Origin of the sequence: Ferruginibacter lapsinanis (genome assembly GCF_020783315.1) — a bacterium.
GTDB classification, from domain to species: domain Bacteria; phylum Bacteroidota; class Bacteroidia; order Chitinophagales; family Chitinophagaceae; genus Ferruginibacter; species Ferruginibacter lapsinanis.
Genome location: NZ_CP086063.1, coordinates 3,058,818 through 3,077,877 on the forward strand (window position 1 = coordinate 3,058,818; position 19,060 = coordinate 3,077,877).

Below are 19,060 nucleotides of genomic sequence, written 5' to 3' on the forward strand. Positions count from 1 at the left end.
CATTCAACCTTTTTACATTATTTCATCAAAGAGATAGATATTTTTTTTGAGGTCAACCTCATAAATTTTACCTCCAAATTGTATTGCTTTATTCAGTAAATTTATTAATTAACCAAATCAACCAACCAATTCACAGGTAAATCAATAAATTCGGGAACGTTTGCGTAGAAAATAATGCTGCAGGCTGCGAAACATATCGGATTGGCATCATAATTACTATAAAAAAGCGATAATTTCGCTTCTCTTTTATTGACCCATATTAATTGTATTGAATTCTTAACGTTGCAGTATGAAAAAATCTATTTTACAATTTTCTGTAAAGACTTACTTAAAGGCTTTATTATTAGTCTTATCGTTCGGTTTTGCTAGCAGTAGTTTGCATGCTCAGATCTTTAATGAAGGTTTTGAAGAACCGGATTGGAGAACGGGAGTTGGAACAGGACCTGGCGGAAGCACCAGTGGACAAATTTCTATTACAAAGACTTCGGCCAGTAGTACAATGACTTACTATACAGCCAGCTCTTCAACTACAACTGTAATCAATACCAATCCAAACTCCGGTGTATGGTGGTATTCGAAGGTTTGTACAAACTCCGATACCAAATTGGGCAAAGTTCATTCAGCGACTTATGCTCCAAAACTAAGTTCAAGTGGATATATCATAACTCCTGTCACGTCTTCAGCTGTTGCCAGTGTAACTTTTTGGGCTCAGTTAGGCACGCCGATGACTGTGGGTCTTGCAACCGATCCTAATGTGGCTCAACCTAGTTATTCAAGTTCTAATCCTTACCCTTCTGCATTTGGAAACTTTACAACTTCTTTTCCTGCTAACCCTGTAATGACTTCATACAGTATTGCCTATTCAAATTTCCCTAACTCTTCAGATCTGACAGGTCCTGTACGTGTAGGGTTCTTTAATTATGGAGGCAGTAGCACTTACATTGATGATATTATAGTAACTGCTCCTACCGGTACAGCGCCATCAGTTACTACAGATAATGCAGTGCCTGGAATTACGAATGCAGTCGTTACCGGTACAGTTACACCAGGAACATTACCGCTGCTTGCCAGTGGAATTATATGGAGCACCTCGCCTCTTACTAATGCAGCAGCAGATACAGCCCTTATTACAAAAACATATAGCCATCCTTCTGATCTGGCTACTTTTAAAGATACTATAGGAATTTTATCTCCTTTAACAACATACTACACAGAAGCCTATGTTATAGGTTTAGATAATTCTGTTCGTTTCGGAAGTGTAAAAACTTTTACAACCAATGCAGTAAATGTACCAACGGCCAAATTGGTGATCAATAATGTATACTCAAATAAAATCAATGCAACCGGATCTGTTCCGGATAGTGGTGGTTTATTTGTAACAGAAAAAGGATTTGTTTGGAATACAGGAGGTAGCCCCACTGTTACTTCTAATACTGGGAAAGTAATTGAAGGCTCAGGTGGCCTTTCGTTTACAGATATACTTAAAGGATTAAATCCTTCAACAAAATATTGCTTTAGAGCCTATGCAAAAAATAGCCAGGGCTATGGCTATAGTGCAGACAGTTGTATTACTACAGGACCTCCGGTGCCGGTATTAACTGCAATACCAGGCGTAATTGATTTTGGATCTAATTTCTTTGGTTCAAGCCCTATTACTGTAAGCTATATTTTAACCGGTAAAACGTTAAGTCCTGCCAGTGGTACCATTACCATTACATGTCCTGCTCCCTTTAAAGTTTCGACATCTGCAGGAGCAGGTTTTGCCAGCAGCATAACGATTAATTATACCGGGGGCAAATTAGCATCAACACCAATTTATGTTCAGCTTCCAACAACTGCATATGGAAGCTGGGGGTATAATACAGCCCTTACTATTACTCATTCAGGAGGAGGAGTCAGCCCTGTTGATGCAGATGTTGTTAAACTATCCGGAAGTATCACCCAGGCTCCTGAAGATGTATCAAATCGTGGTACAGAATTTTGGACCGGATTTGCATATCAGGAAAAAATGAAGCAGCAGGCCGGAGATCCGGGAGAGGCAATTATGGCTCTTTATATTGCTACAGGCGATCAATCTGCTGATGTAACTGTTGATATGCCCGGACTAGGGGCTGCCGGATTTACACCACAAACATTTACAATCGGACCAAATAGCTTTAAGGAAGTAAAAGGTTTCCCAACCGGAGATCCCAACGATGAGATGAACCCTACTAATATGCCGGATGCCCGTTTATATTTCACAGGTGTTACTAATAGAGGTATTCATATTGTGAGTACGGGAGCCCCGGTTTCTGTATGGATGCATACCTGGACTACAGGTAATTCAGCAGCAGCTGCTATGCTCTTCCCTACTAATACCTGGAATTCATCTTACACTGTTCAGGCTTATGGAGGAACATCAAATAATAGTAATCCTAACTCATTCTTTTTTGTAATCGCAAGTGAAGATAATACCAAACTAACGTTTACTCCAAGTAACGATATTTTGGCTTATATCGTTGGCCAAAAAGATCAGGCTGGCAATGGTACTGTTTTCAATGAAGGACATACCCCTCCTCAGGTTTTATACAAAAAGGGAGTAACTTATACCGATGCCATCACCTTAAATAAAGGTGAAATATTCAATGCCATGGGCTTTATAAGTGGATCTACCGGATTAGATCTTACCGGTACTACTGTTCAAACCTCTTGTGATAAAAAGATCGCAGTATTTGGTGGTAACGGTCGTGTATTGGTAAAACCTGTATCGAGTTCATCTTGTGGTACAGATGGGTCCGATCACCTTGTACAGCAAATGTTCCCTACAGTAGCCTGGGGAACCAAATATTTGACTGTTCCTACAAAAAATATGGAATACAACTATTATCGTGTGGTTGTACAAGACCCTACAACTGTTGTAACCGTAAAACCTGCTTCAATAAATAAAGGCACACTTGTTAACGGACTTTATTATCAATTTGATTCAAATGTCCCATTGGATATCAGTAGTGATAAGCCGATCAATGTTACCCAATTCATTATTCAGGGATCATGTAAAACAGCATCTGTAGGTAATCCCGGAAACGGAGATCCGGAAATGATCATCCTTAGCCCTGTGCAACAGGCTATCAATAAAGTAACTGTTTATTCTGCCGGTATAAAAAAAGCTGGCGGAGGCTCTAATGGTAATTACATTAATGTAATTATTGAAAAAGCTGCAATTGACAATAAAAGCTTTTCAATCGACGGAATTGATTTTAATAATGTAACTACCAAAGTTGATACAGGATCTGCAGTTACTGTTGCATTTGGATCTTCCTTGGTATTCTTAAAGGACGCATTTAAACCACATCCACAGGATCCTAATTATTATTTTGCTAAATTCAAAGTTGCCGCATTAAAGGCACATACAATATCTTCTAATTATACCTTCAATGCAATAGCTTATGGTATGGGAGATGGCGAAAGCTATGGTTATAATGCAGGTACTTTAATTAAAAACTTATCTTCTATTAAATTTACAGACAACCCCAATGGTAGTGATACTTCCAGTACTGTAGTAAGAACCTGTAAAGAGAATCCGGTAACGTTGAAGATCGCTTTACCATATAATCCTTCACAGGTAACGAAAATTGATTGGGTTCCAGGCGGAGATCCAAGAATTACTCCTAATACAACCGCAACCGGACCTGTTCAGGGCGGTACGGCAAAATATGATGGAACAATAATCGCTGAAGATGGTCGTACTTTCTATGTCTATTCTTCTCCGGTAAAATATCAATTCAGTGATCTGGCCGTATATAACTTCACGGTGATTGCTTACGGTACCTTTAAAAGTGATTGCCCTGGTGAAGACAGACAAAAGATCATTGTTGTTGTAGGACGTGATAATGCCTATTTTGAACCAAAAGCAGCTTGTGGAAGCCCTACGGTTACCATAGATAATTTTACTACTGCTATGGCAAATACCAATATCACTAAAACAACATGGGATTTTGGTGATGGAACAACATCCTCGATTGCAGACCCGGGAACGCATACCTATAATTTAGCTTCAGGTACTTATTATAAAATAAAATTAACAACTGTTAACTCTATTGGCTGTAATTCTGAATACGAAACTGAAGTTGACTTTGGTGGTGGATTAAAAGCAGAATTTACAAAAGATCCTGTTACAGCTATTTGTCAAAATGGTTCCTATAATTTTACTGATAACACCTCTGCAACAGGTACTTCAGGAACTCCAAATAAATGGGAGTGGAATTTTGGTGATGGTTCACCTGTAGTTTCTCAAACATCTCCTACCGTACAAACACATACATATACTACGGCGGGTAAATTTGGGGTAAAACTGACCGTAACAACTAACCAGGGATGTTTAGATACTTATATTGATTCAGTTACTGTTGAAGCAACTCCAGTTGCAAAATTTGCTGCAACCACAGCTTGTTTGGGTGATTCAATCATTTTCACTGACCAAAGTACAATTACAATAGGCACTATAGATATCCGCAGCTGGAATTTCGGAGACGGCTCTCCTGTTCTTGATGATAATACAGCACGTGCTGCACATAAATATGCAACGTCGGGTGAGTATGAAGTATCACTTACCGTAAAATCATCAGGAGGATGTCCTTCAGCTGTGTACAAACTTAAAGTAACAGTACTGGCATTACCAATCAATCTCTTCGATAAAGACGTAGACTGTACCAATAAAAAAGTAACCTTTACGGATAAATCAACTACTGCTGCAGGTACGATCGTAAAACGTCACTGGAACTTTGGTGATGGCACACGGGATGATAATAACGTAGTATCTCCTACACATTCCTACTCAGGAACAGGACCTTACACCGCTACCCTTTGGGTAGAAACATCCAACGGCTGCCAGGATTCTGCTAACAAAGCAACCGTTACTTTCAGTATCGCTGCTTCGCCGGTTTCAAGCTTTAGCTTACCGGGTAATATCTGTTTACCTAATGCCGTGGCTACTTTTGCCAACACCTCTACCATTACGGATGGTACGGAAGCTGAGTTTACCAATGCATGGGATTTTGGTGACGGCTCTCCTGCTGCTACCAGCACCGGACTGGCATCTATACAACATACCTATACAGGCGCAGGGCCATACACCGTTAAACTGGTTACCACCAGTAAATTCGGTTGTACCAGCACTGCCACACCTAAAATAGTCAATACCATCTTTACACAACCTAAAGCAAGCTTTACTCCTCCGGCAGAAGTTTGTGTGAACGCTAAAGCGGCACTCAGCAGTACAGGTACTGCTGCAGGAAGCGCTCCGGATATGTGGTACTGGAGTTTTGATGGTACGGATAACTATGGTACGCTTTCTAAAAAAGATACCGTAGCGGCATGGGCCACCGATGGTACCCAAACGATCAAACACTATCTTGTGTCTAAAGTAGGTTGTGTATCGGATACTGTTTCTAAATCGATCACGGTTAATCCATTACCGGTTAACCTGTTTGATAAAGACATTGATTGCAGTATCAAAAAAGTAACCTTTACTGATAAATCAACTGCTGCTGTAGGTACCATTACAAAACGCCACTGGGTGTTTGGAGATGGTGCCCGGGATGATGGCAATAATGCTACTGTATCGCATACTTACAGCGGCACAGGACCTTACACTGCCACACTTTGGGTAGAATCTTCTAAAGGTTGCCAGGATTCTGCTAACAGAGCAAGTGTAACATTCACCATCAGTGCTACGCCGGCTTCAAGCTTTACTTTGCCTGTTGCTAATATCTGTTTACCGGCTGGTATTGCTACTTTCACCAACACCTCTACCATCGCTGATGGTACAGAAGCAGGGTTTGTGAACAGCTGGGATTTTGGCGACGGTACTAAAAAAGATACCAGCTTCGGACTAGCGTCTATACAACACAGTTATACCGGGGTTGGGCCGTATACGGTTAAACTTACCACTACCAGTGTGAACGGTTGTAACAATACCGCTACCCCTAAAATATTGAATACCATTTATGCTCAGCCTAAAGCTACTTTCACCGCCGCTCCTGCAGAAGCCTGCCTGAACAGCAATGCTTCATTCAGCAGTACCGGTTCGGCAGCAGCCAGCACTGCAGCAGATTGGTATTGGGACCTCGGAACAGGCAGCTTTGGTACATTATCTAAAAAAGATACCGTAGCCGCATGGAGTGTGCCGGGTGATAAGACCATTCGTCATTATATCGTTTCTGCTGTAGGTTGTATCTCGGATACAGCTAACAAGACCGTTACCGTTAACAGTTTACCTACAGCTTCCTTTACCCAGGTGGCAGTAGGATGTGCCGGTAAAGAAGTGGCATTCACTGACGGGTCTGCCACCACTACCACCGGGGCCACCATTACTGAATGGAACTGGAACTTTGGCGACGGAAACAAATTAAAACAAACCACTGCTGCGGCTGTTAAACATACCTATGCAACAGGCGGAAGCTATCCGGCCACCCTGGTGATCAGAGACAGCAAAGGCTGTATCAGTGATACATTCAGATTAACCGTTGATGTCTATCCTAATCCTGTTCCTTTGTTTACAGTAACTGATATCTGTTTACCAACTATTCAACCAATATTTACTGATGCCAGCACTATTACCAGCGGATCGGTAACTGACTGGAGCTGGAATTTTGGTGATGGCACTCCTGCTGTAACAGGGGTAGCTTCTACTCCGCACAACTATATTGCAGGCAATATCTACAAGGTAACGCTTACGGCTACCTCAGATAAAGGATGTACCACTACAGGTGCTGCCGTTGATGTAACCGCTACCAGTGCGCCGATCGCAAGTGACAGCATCATCAACAGTGCTAACCTGTGCAGCAGCTCTCCGGTTACACTTATCGACCAGTCTGTGCCAAACGGATTTGGTACCGTTAGTAAGATCGAGATCTTCTGGAATGGGGTATCTGATGCTACCAACAAAACAGTAGACAATGCACCGGCTACCGGTGGCACCTATACGCACAAATATCCTGATCTATCTGCTGATCAAAACTATGAAGTGGTGATCAGGGCTTACTCTGCTTCAGGATGTTATAAAGACTCGGCAAGAACAATTGCGCTATTGGCTTCGCCTAGCTTAACATTTAATGCAATACCCGGTATCTGTGAAGAAAAAGATACCATACAGATCGATGTGCCGCAAGATGCCAATAACCTGCCGATACGTACTGCTTTCTTCAGTGGTGAAGGAATTACGGACAGTGCCGGTAGCTTCTTCCCTGCCCTTGCAGGACCAGGCAATCACCTGATCACTTATACCGATACTGCTACCAACGGTTGTGTAAGCAAAGCTTCCCAATCTGTATTTGTGTACGCTACCCCTACCATTAAAATGGATGCTACCAAAGCGGTAATGCTGGGAGATAAGATCAAACTCAATCCTACCATCACCGGTAATATACAAACCTACCTGTGGGATCCGGCTACTTACCTGGATGCTGATAATATTAAAGCGCCGATATCTACCCCTGCGGCTGATATCACCTATACACTTACAGTAACCTCTAAGGATGGTTGTGAAGCTGACAGCAGTGTAGCGGTAAAAGTATTGAAGGACTTTGGAGTGCCTAATACATTTACTCCTAATAATGATGGTATCAATGATAACTGGGTTATCGAAGAACTGCCGTCTTTCCCGATACAAAAAGTTCAGGTGTTCAACAGGTATGGACAGATCGTTTATGAAACCAAAAAATACAATCCGCTTGGATGGGATGGTACCTACAAAGGAAAACCATTACCGTTCGGTACTTATTATTACATCATCGAATTGAATGGAATGGTGGAACCTAAGGTCGGATATGTTACTATCATAAAATAAAAAATGAAGGAATTAATTCTAAAAAGAAAATAACTTTCTATATGAATAAGTTAAAAATGATAATTGTTTTGGCATTGTTTACAATAAGTGCAACTGCTCAGCAGAAGCCTTATTATACTCAATATGCTCTTAATCCTTATATTCTTAATCCTGCATTAACAGGGATTGAAAACTATACTGATTTAAAGCTTAGCTACCGGAATCAATGGACAAACATTCCCGGCGCTCCGCAAACAATGTACCTTACCCTTCATGGTCCTATTGGTAAACAGGATTACAAAACCACCCCTACTTCATTTCGTCCTGCCGGAAATAATTCCGTAGGTAATGATTGGTATGAAGAAAATGTTACATCGCCGAATCACCATGGAGTAGGTTTAAGTGTAGTAAATGATAAAACAGGCTATATCAGCAGGTTTACCATTTCAGGATCCTATGCCTATCATAAGGGGATAAATGCTAAAACAACCTTATCATTAGGATTTCAGGCAGGATATTCAAATGTAACATTAGACAGATCAAAAATAAATTGGGCTACTCTTGATCCTAATGATCCTGCTATTGGATATAGTAGCGGTGAATTAAAAAAAGGTATGCCTGAAATTGGAGCCGGTCTTTGGTTGTATTCACAAGACTATTTTATTGGAGCTTCTGTATTGAATGTTGTTCCAGGCAAAGCAAAATTTGTAAAGAGTGATAAATACGGCATTTCATATGCACCGCACTTCTTCGTATCTGGTGGATATCGAATTCCGCTTGAAGGTGATCTGACCTTCTTACCATCTGCAATGGTACAATGGATAAGCCCCGAACCGATACAAATTCATGCCAATATGAAATTACAATATGAAGAAAGGCTTTGGTTTGGTGCAAGCTATCGGTATACTGATAAATTAGGTGGTTTTGCTGCCATGGCCGGAGTGAATGTTAGTAATACTTTTAACATTGGTTACTCTTATGATTTTGCCAACAGTTCAAGATTAAGAGCGTACCAAGGAAATACTCATGAAATTATAGTAGGATTCTTATTGGGTAACCGATTCAAAGAAATTTGTCCTAGATGCGAATGGTAACATATTTGTTTTGATCAATCAAAAGAGCCGGAAAATATTTTCCGGCTCTTTTGATTTTATTGGGTTATTCAACTTACTGCTTAACTACCCGTTCTGTTTGCCGCTCATTATTGTTGATCAATTGTAGTATATATATTCCTGCAGATTGTTTACTTATGTTCAACGTATTCAACCCTTTTACTCCTCTTCCTTTAAGTAATATTTTCCCGGATATATCAACCAATTGAAACAGATAATCCGCGGTAGCATTTATAGAAATATTATTTTGTACCAATGTTGAAACAGTAAATGTTTTCCCTGTCTTATTCGTTCCTCTCAGCATTACGGTATTTGAATAAGTTGTCTGATCATCAACAGAAAGCACCTTTGTTCGATAGTAAATATTATTTGCTGCATAAGGTGTATAATCAAATTGATCTATTGGTAACGAAGAGGTCTTTATACTGTTAAAAGAAATCCCATCAGCAGAAACTTCAACAACAATTTTTTTAACGGGAACTTCTGAACGGATACTCCAACTCAAACGACAAATACCATTCTTTTGGGTACCGATTAAAACTACATCATGAACTGGTAAAATAATTTGTCCAAACCCGATAATTTTATAAGCCCCTAAACTTCCATAATTATTTGTATTAGCATTGCCTGTACCACTTACAATTAAATAATAATCTCCGACAGCTAAAAAAGTATCAATGACAACATCCATAGTAGCTACAGGATCATACTTTCGTAAGAGGATTTTGGATGCATTATATAATTCTACTTTACAGTCCAAATTAGCGCCCTCATTATTTGCGCCAATGCTATATGGATTGATCGCTACATGAAAACTACCGGCAGAGGATAAATTAATTTTGAATGCATCTTTATCTGATGCAGCACTAATTACTCCATCAATATTTATAGCTGTATAATTTCTGGTTACCATATCTGTATTTAAATCATTCGCAAAATCATCTTCTCTGTATGAAAAGCCATTGTAACTCGTGATGGTATTAAGGTTATCCTGTAAATAGCTACAATCATATGGAGTAGTTCCATTACTCCAAGTGCTCATATTTCTATTGTAACTAATACCCATTATTGGTGTCCAGGCAGATTCTCCCTCCCCTGATCCTGCATTAAGCGTTGAAGATAAATTGCAAAATGAATCATAAGTAGATTGATGAAGCAATCCAAGAGAATGACCACTTTCGTGAGAACAACATTCAGCTATCGTTTTTGAAACATTTCCCAGATTTTTGCTAAAGACAAAACAGGGGGTATCATCTCCCCAGGTAAATGATCCAATGTAGGCAACACCTCCAACTAATGAATACCAGCCGCTGGTAGGCGTTATTATAACCCTGATCCTCTGTTCTAAAGGAGCTGCTAAAAAAACCGTTTCATCTGTTGTAATATTTATTTGAAAAGGACGGTAATCTTCAGAAACTCTATCAAAGATCTCTATGATCTGACTCTCAGATAATGTTGCCGCCAAACAGGTAAATGACACGCCGCTGTTCCAAACTCCACTGTTGACAATTTGCCCATCAAAGTCAAGATAGATAGTAGACGGTGCGGAGGGAAGACTGTTTAGTTTTGGCTGACCAAACCCACACTCCGAAGTAAACAATGCTATTACTAATAGCAAGCATATAATTGGTTTTTTCATGATATATAATTCTATTTACTTAACTTATCATCAATTACAATCTGATAAAATATCAGCAAGAGCGAACTTGGTGAACTGATATGAATTATCACTGTTATGTTTTAATTCATATCCGTCAGAATTAAGCTGATTGATGATCCTCCCAGAATAAATAACATTCCTATTCTTATCTATGCGTTTAGATAAAGAGAATACAGCATTATTAAATTCTGGTAATCTGACAACAATTGTTTGCAGATTGATATATTTTTTTTGATTACTTATAACACTACCTTTTGATCTCAATAAATTATTAAAGGAAATATTTACATCTCCCCCTTTCTGGATCGAAAAGAAATTATTTAGCTCTGCTGATGTACAATTTATTATTGAAGGATAGCTATTAAATACTGCTGGAAGAATGATCATCTTCTTTTGTGCAACGACTGATAGTGTTGCAATGAACATAAAAAAAAATAAATGAACTAAGATCTGTAATAAATTTTTCATACAACAAAATTGTGCCCCTTGGCGTGTGTAATTTCCACAATGAGAAACCAATTTAATTTCATCTTCTCATCCCTTCCAAAGGTCACTTAAATAGTTTTGATAAGTGTTACACAACTATATCTATAAGTTGTATCATTCACACATCACATTATTTCACTGAGAGGCATTATTTATTATGGCAACAAAAAAGGCTGCCCTTACGGACAGCCTTTTGAAACTCATCAGAGAGAAAGGATGCTTTTTTCTTCCTATCTGACTATTGTTAGTTTTTTAGTTTGAGTGAATTTGCCATTTTGTAGTTTGATCAAATACACACCAGGCAACAGATGACTAATACTGAATTTTTTAAAGTACATCTTTCCTGACAAGGTAGTTTCACTATATATTGTGGATACTAGTTTTCCATCAACATTGTATAATGAAACAGTTGAATTACCTGTATTGTCCGGAACAAAAGACATATTCACAGTATTAGAAGCCGGATTAGGATACACTTCAAATTGTCTTTCCATTTTCATATCCACCACCTTAGTAGTTGGAATTGAATTATTGATCGGCCTGCTACTGATAATAACAGGTGGACAAGGAGCAACAACTACACATTCTGAGTTAGATCCTGTTTTACTTGGACTAGCGTGTACTGAAGTGATCATTGGTTTACCAAATCCTGCCGGACCAAAAGCACTATTCTTAACCGTTACTTCATACCAAACATCATATATCCAGTTTGGATAAGTAGCATTAGGTGCGTAAGCTGCATTAGTTGCAGGTGAATTGGTAATGAGAACATAACCGTAGGTGTTCAAATTCACATCCAACGATGTAAGTGCTCCTACCACATCACTTGCACTTCCTAATAGCATTTTACCTTCACCTCCGGTCACACCCAGTGTTTTATAGCCTGATGGAACTGCCGCTGCGGAAATATAATCGATCTTGAATTCCATCTTCTTCACATTGTTGGCATCATACAATGCAAGTTGTAAATGATCTGAACCTACCAGGTCTTTGAATTTATGTCCTTTACCTGGCCATCCGATAGCATTAGTTCCGTAGGTATTATCTACAAACGTTTTAGCAAATGTGGTACGAATGGTTGTTGTACCATTTCCATTGTCTGTAATTGTTTGTTTAGCACCAACAGCAGTTTTACCTGTACAACTTGCATAGCAAATATCGCAAGCGCCTGTTTGAGCTGGAACTATAACCACCGTTGACGATGCTGTAGCACCAAGTGCATCTTGTACTGTAACAGTATATGTGCCAGGACAAAGATTAGACCTGTTTTGAGCTGTACTTGGTCCATCTGACCATGTGAAACTATAAGGTGCTTTACCATGCGATGGTGTTACGGTAATAGAACCTTTACAAACAGAGTTGCAAGGACCATTACTACCTACTGCAGCCACAGCTAACGGTTGACATGGTTGTACACATTCTGTATTGTTACCTGTCTTACTTGGACTAGCATGTATCGCAGCAATCAATGGTTTACCAAATCCTGCCGCACCAAAAGCACTATTCTTCACCGTTACTTCATACCAAACATCATATATCCAGTTTGGATAAGTAGGATTAGGTGCGTATGCTGCATTGGTTGCAGGTGAATTGGTGGTAAGCACATAACCATAGGTGTTGAAATTCACATCCAGAGATGTCATTGTACTTACTACATCACTTGCACTACCCAATAACATACTTCCTTCTCCTCCGGTTACTCCTAAATTTTTATAGCCTGATGGAACTGCTGCTGCTGTAATATAATCCAACTTGAACTCCATCTTTTTCACATTATTACCATCATACAAAGCAAGTTGCAGATGATCTGAACCAACCAGATTACTGAATGTATGACCATTAGGCCATCCGATAGCATTTGTACCATATGTATTATCTACAAAGGTTTTAGCAAATGTGGTACGTATGGTAGTAGTTCCATTTCCATTATCTACAGTTTGAATAGCACCTACACTGCTGTTACCGGTGCAACTTTCATAGCAGATCTCTGGAGGACAAACTGATGGTGATGGATTTATAACTACAGTTGCAGAAGCTGCACCACCATTATTGTCATGTACTGTTACAGTATAGCTACCAGGACATAAGTTAAACCTGTTTTGGTCTGTACTTGGACCATCTGACCATGTGTAAGTATAAGGAGCCTTACCATGAGAGGCTGTTACAGAGATAGAGCCTTTGCATACCGTGTTACAAGGACCATCACTACCCAAAGCTTCAACAGTCAGCGGTTGACAAGGTTGAACACATTCTGTGTTGTTACCTGTTTTACTTGGGCTGGCGTGTATTGCTGCAATCAATGGATAACCAAATCCTGCAGGGAATGCGCTCTTCTTCACTGTTACTTCATACCAAACATCATATATCCAGTTTGGATAACTAGGATTAGGAGTGTATGACGCATTGGTTGCTGGTGAATTGGTGGTAAGCACATAACCATAAGTGTTTAAATTCACATCAATAGATGTCATTGTACTTACTATATCGCTTGCACTACCCAATAACATACTTCCTTCTCCACCTGTTACTCCTAAGTTTTTATAGCCTGATGGAACAGCTGCTGCTGTGATGTAATCCAATTTGAATTCCATCTTCTTCACATCATTAACATCATAGATAGCCAATTGTAAATGATCTGAACCTACTAATTGATTGAAAGTATGTCCACCTGGCCATCCTATGGCATTTGTTCCATAAGTATTATCTACAAAGGTTTTAGCAAATGTAGTACGTATGGTAACAGTACCATTACCGTTGTCTATTGTTTGAATAGCTCCTACTGCCCCATTACCTGTACAGCTTTCATAACAGATTTCTTGTTTAGTAAAGCCTGCATCAATGGTTAGGTCATCTTCTCCTGGAGTTAATACAATATCACAAACTATTCCATTTATAGGATCGCTGTCCATATTATCGCTACCCTGATTATCTGGAGAAGGTGTTGAAGAATTGATAAATTTAACACAATACGTACCTGCAGGCAGATCAGGGAATAAGTAATGACCTGTACCATCTGTAGTTGTAGAACCAATTAATGAACCCGGAGATCCTCCAACTGACGTATACAATTCAACAGTTACACCTGGTATGCCTGGTTCTCCAACATCCTGCAAACCATCACCATTGGTATCTTGCCAAACAAAATCACCAATTGATCCAAGATCAAAACCAAAGTCAACAGTCAAATTTCCATTCGCACCGTCACCATCTGTTGTTGGTTCTCCTCCGGCAGTAAGTGTTACATAATTACTGAATACTTCTGTGCCTACAACATTAACTCCGTTATTATCGGTATTGTTATCATTGTTAGGATCTGTACTTGTTGCAGTAGTAGCACCCACAGCATAACCTGTTGGTGTAACTACACCTACAATGTATTTTCCTTCTGGTAAACCACTGAATGAATACTTACCACTGGCGTTGGTTGTGGTAGAAGTAATTGCTGGTCCATCAGGAATATTATCGCTATTATTATCTGTGTACAGATTTACTGTTACATTATTTATACCAGGTTCTCCGGCTTCCTGAACTCCATCATTGTCTTTATCGTACCACACAAAATCACCCAGATTGACACATGAGGTCACAGTAAATGTAGCGGTACATTTCTTATCAACTTCACAATTACTCTTAACCGTAAATGTAACTGTACTTACTCCACCACATGCATTTGGAGCTCCCGGACTATCATCAGAAAGTTGTGCATTACATCCACCGCCAAATACAACTGTTTTTAACCAATCTGCATACAATTGATCAATAACAGCCTGAGACTGACCTCCTGCTTCAATAACATTTTGAGGACAAGTCAATGTCACAGGTGGAGCCTGTGCTACACTAAAGCTTGAGCCACATTCTTTATGTGATACACAATAGCCTTGACCATTATTCGCCATTAATGTGAAATTGATCGTACCACCGCAAGCAATGTTGCCCAGATTTGGTATATCACCTAAGTTGCTGGTTGGACTACAACCACCACTTACGCTAAAGCCGGCTTTCCATGCATTGTATGCTGTTAAGATATCAGCAGGACTTGTACATGCAGGTAAATTTACCGGAGCAGGACAATTCACCACCAAAACCGGTGGTACAGCCACACTGAAGCTTGAACCACATTCTTTATGTGATATACAAGTACCTGGTGCATTATCTGCTATCAACGTAAAGTTGATTGAGCCTCCGCAGGTAAGATCTGGTAAGCCCGGTATATTAGCAATGTTACTGGTTGGGCTACAACCACCACTTACGCTAAAGCCTGCTTTCCATGCATTGTATGCAGTTAAGATATCAGCTGCACTGGTACATGCAGGCAAGTTCACTGGTGGAGGACAATTCACCACTAATGGTGGTGGTGCTGCCACTGTAAAGCTTGAACCACATTCTTTATGAGATATACAAGTGCCTGGTGCGTTATCTGCTATCAACGTAAAGTTGATTGTTCCTCCGCAGGTAAGATCAGATAAGCCCGGTATGTTAGCAATATTACTGATTGGGCTACAACCACCGCTCACGCTAAAGCCCGCTTTCCATGCATTGTATGCTGTTAAGATATCGACTGCGTTTGTACATGCAGGTAAGTTCACTGGTGGAGGACAATTTACCACTAATGGTGGTGGTGCTGCCACTGTAAAGCTTGAGCCACATTCTTTATGTGATACACAATATCCTGCTCCGTTATCAGCCATCAACGTAAAGTTGAAAGTACCGCCACAGGTTAAGTTTGGCAATGCAGGTATATTGGCAATGTTACTGGTTGGGCTACAGCCGCCACTTACGCTAAAGCCTGCCTTCCATGCATTGTATGCTGTTAAGATATCAGCTGCGTTTGTACATGCAGGTAAGTTCACTGGTGGAGGACAATTCACCACTAATGGTGGTGGTGCTGCCACTGTAAAGCTTGAGCCACATTCTTTATGTGATATACAAGTACCTGGTGCATTATCTGCTATCAATGTAAAGTTGATTGTACCTCCGCAGGTAAGATCAGATAAGCCCGGTATATTGGCAATATTACTGATTGGACTACAACCGCCGCTTACACTAAAACCTGCTTTCCATGCATTGTATGCAGTTAAGATATCGGCTGCGTTTGTACATGCAGGTAAGTTCACTGGTGGAGGACAATTCACCACTAATGGTGGTGGTGCTGCCACTGTAAAGCTTGAGCCACATTCTTTATGAGATGGGCAAGTACCTGGTGCATTATCCGCAATCAATGTAAAGTTGAAAGTGCCGCCACAGGTTAGGTTTGGCAATGCAGGTATATTGGCAATGTTGCTGGTTGGGCTACAGCCGCCACTTACACTAAAGCCTGCCTTCCATGCATTGTATGCAATCAGAATATCTGCCGCACTGGTACATGCAGGCAAGTTCACTGGTGGAGGACAATTCACCACTAATGGTGGTGGTGCTGCCACTGTAAAGCTTGAGCCACATTCTTTATGAGATATACAAGTACCTGGTGCATTATCTGCTATCAACGTAAAGTTGAGTGTTCCTCCGCAGGTAAGATCAGATAAGCCCGGTATGTTAGCAATATTACTGATTGGGCTACAACCTCCGCTCACGCTAAAGCCTGCTTTCCATGCATTGTACGCTGTTAAAATATCAGCTGCACTTGTACATGCTGGTAAGTTTACAGGTGGAGGGCAATTTACCACTAATGGTGGTGGTGCTGCCACTGTAAAGCTTGAGCCACATTCTTTATGTGATGGGCAGGTATTTGGTGCATTATCTGCTATCAACGTAAAGTTGAAAGTACCGCCACAGGTTAAATCTGGCAATGCAGGTATATTGGCAATGTTACTGGTTGGGCTACAACCTCCACTTACGCTAAAGCCTGCTTTCCATATATTGTATGCCGCAAGAATAGCTGCTGCGTTTGTACATGCAGGTAAGTTTACAGGTGGAGGACAATTTACCACTAATGGTGGCGGTGCTGCCACCGCAAAGCTTGAGCCACATTCTTTATGTGATACACAATATCCTGCTCCATTATCAGCTATCAGCGTAAAGTTGAGTGTGCCTCCGCAGGTCAAGTCTGTCAATGCAGGTATATTGGCAATATTACTGGTTGGACTACAACCTCCACTTACGCTAAAGCCTGCCTTCCATGCATTGTATGCAACCAGGATGTCAGCTGCGCTGGTACATGCAGGTAAGTTCACTGGTGGAGGGCAATTTACCACTAATGGTGGTGGTGCTGCCACTGTAAAGCTTGAGCCACATTCTTTATGTGATACACAATATCCTGCTCCATTATCAGCAATCAACGTAAAGTTGAGCGTACCTCCGCAAGTAAGATTAGTTAATGCCGGTATATTGGCAATATTGCTGGTTGGGCTGCAACCACCACTAACGCTGAAACCTGCTTTCCATATATTGTATGCCGCTAAAATATCTACTGCACTGGTACATGCCGGTAAGTTCACTGGTGGAGGGCAATTTACCACTAATGGTGGTGGCGCTGCCACTGTAAAGCTTGAACCACATTCTTTATGTGATGGGCAGGTATTTGGTGCGTTATCTGCTATCAACGTAAAGTTGAGCGTACCTCCGCAGGTAAGATTAGTTAATGCCGGTATATTGGCAATATTGCTGGTTGGGCTACAACCACCGCTCACACTAAAGCCTGCTTTCCATGCATTGTATGCGACCAGAATATCTGTTGCACTGGTACATGCCGGTAAGTTCACTGGTGGAGGACAATTCACCACTAATGGTGGCGGTGCTGCCACCGTAAAGCTTGAACCACATTCTTTATGAGACGGACAGGTATTCGGTGCGTTATCAGCCATTAAGGTAAAGTTGAGTGTTCCTCCGCAGGTGAGGTCTGTCAACGCAGGTATATTTGCAATATTGCTGGTTGGGCTACAACCTCCACTCACACTAAAGCCTGCTTTCCATGCATTGTATGCAATCAGGATATCCGCTGCACTTGTACATGCCGGTAAGTTCACAGGTGGAGGGCAATTCACCACTAATGGTGGCGATGCTTGTACTGTAAAAGTCCTTGTGCAAACAACAGGTGGTTCACAGGTACTTGTTATAGTCCAGGTAACTTCTGTCGTTCCTCCACAAAGCGGTGGAGCTGTAGGATTCAAAGGTGATCTACTGGAAGAGGCATTAGTACCGCCACTAAAACTAAATGAATTCAGCCAGTCACTAAATGCCTGATCGATCTGCTGCTGAGTTGCACAAATCGGCATAACCACATTAATAGGACAATTAGGCACTACCGGATTAAGTGGAGGCTGAGTAATTTCTTTTATTGATTGAGCTGTACATCCGTTATTATCTAAAACAGTAACAGTATAAATGCCAGCTGGAAGATTAGGGAAATTAGCAATAGGACTCAGTTGTGGTCCTACAACTACATTGCCGGGATTCAACGTAAATTTATAAGAAGCTGATCCAAACCCGGTAGCTGTAGCTGTTAATGTTGAGGTTCCTCCATAACACACTATAGGCGTATAACTTGTATTTACACTTACATTTACTATGGTAATAGACTTACTACACTCACAAGTTCCTCCCACAGTAGTTACGTCTAATTGTAAATTGATCTGTCCGGTAGTAACTCCCGGATTGATAGTAATTTGTTGTGTTCCTGCATCATTCAAAGGATCATAAATAAAAGGCCCCGTCGAAACGATGAAGGCACCTGCAGTATTGGTAGGAAAACTGTAAACTAGTTGAGGGTTTGCAGTACTGAAATCAATATTAGCAGTAATGACAAAATTACCTCCGTTTAAACAGGCTTTTAATGGCCCGGTTAAATTACAGGATGGGGCAGGTTGCTGAGCATTTGCACCCATAGCGGCAATAGCAGCAAACGAAAATAATAATACAGCAACTTTAATATTGCTGTAAAACTTTTTACACAACCGATAAAAAGCATTTGTATTAGTTTGTTCGTTGCAGTTAGTTGAAACTTTCATAGCTGTATGTTTAGTAGAGTATGTTTAGTAGAAAATATAAAAATTGAAATACTAT

Annotated in this window: 5 protein-coding genes; 2 read left to right on the top strand and 3 right to left on the bottom strand. The window is 40.5% G+C overall.

Going from position 1 to position 19,060, the window contains the following annotated elements:
• The first annotated feature begins 289 nt into the window (after positions 1-289).
• Positions 290-7,825: a PKD domain-containing protein gene (locus LK994_RS12755; RefSeq protein ID WP_229760475.1), complete on the top strand. Its 7,536-nt coding sequence runs from the start codon at positions 290-292 to the stop codon at positions 7,823-7,825.
• A 41-nt stretch (positions 7,826-7,866) separates the two neighbouring features.
• Positions 7,867-8,898, top strand: a complete 1,032-nt coding sequence (locus LK994_RS12760) for a PorP/SprF family type IX secretion system membrane protein (RefSeq protein WP_229760476.1) — start codon at positions 7,867-7,869, stop codon at positions 8,896-8,898.
• A 73-nt stretch (positions 8,899-8,971) separates the two neighbouring features.
• Here the strand turns inward: LK994_RS12760 and LK994_RS12765 are convergent, their stop codons facing one another.
• The 3 genes from LK994_RS12765 to LK994_RS12775 all read right to left on the bottom strand — a co-directional run bounded on the left by LK994_RS12765 (position 8,972) and on the right by LK994_RS12775 (position 19,005).
• Positions 8,972-10,555, bottom strand: coding sequence for a T9SS type A sorting domain-containing protein (locus LK994_RS12765; protein WP_229760477.1), 1,584 nt, complete (start codon positions 10,553-10,555; stop codon positions 8,972-8,974).
• 30 nt (positions 10,556-10,585) lie between these two features.
• Positions 10,586-11,044, bottom strand: coding sequence for a hypothetical protein (locus LK994_RS12770; protein ID WP_229760478.1), 459 nt, complete (start codon positions 11,042-11,044; stop codon positions 10,586-10,588).
• A gap of 248 nt (positions 11,045-11,292) precedes the next feature.
• Positions 11,293-19,005, bottom strand: a complete 7,713-nt coding sequence (locus LK994_RS12775; RefSeq protein ID WP_229760479.1) for an SdrD B-like domain-containing protein — start codon at positions 19,003-19,005, stop codon at positions 11,293-11,295.
• Positions 19,006-19,060 lie beyond the last annotated feature (55 nt).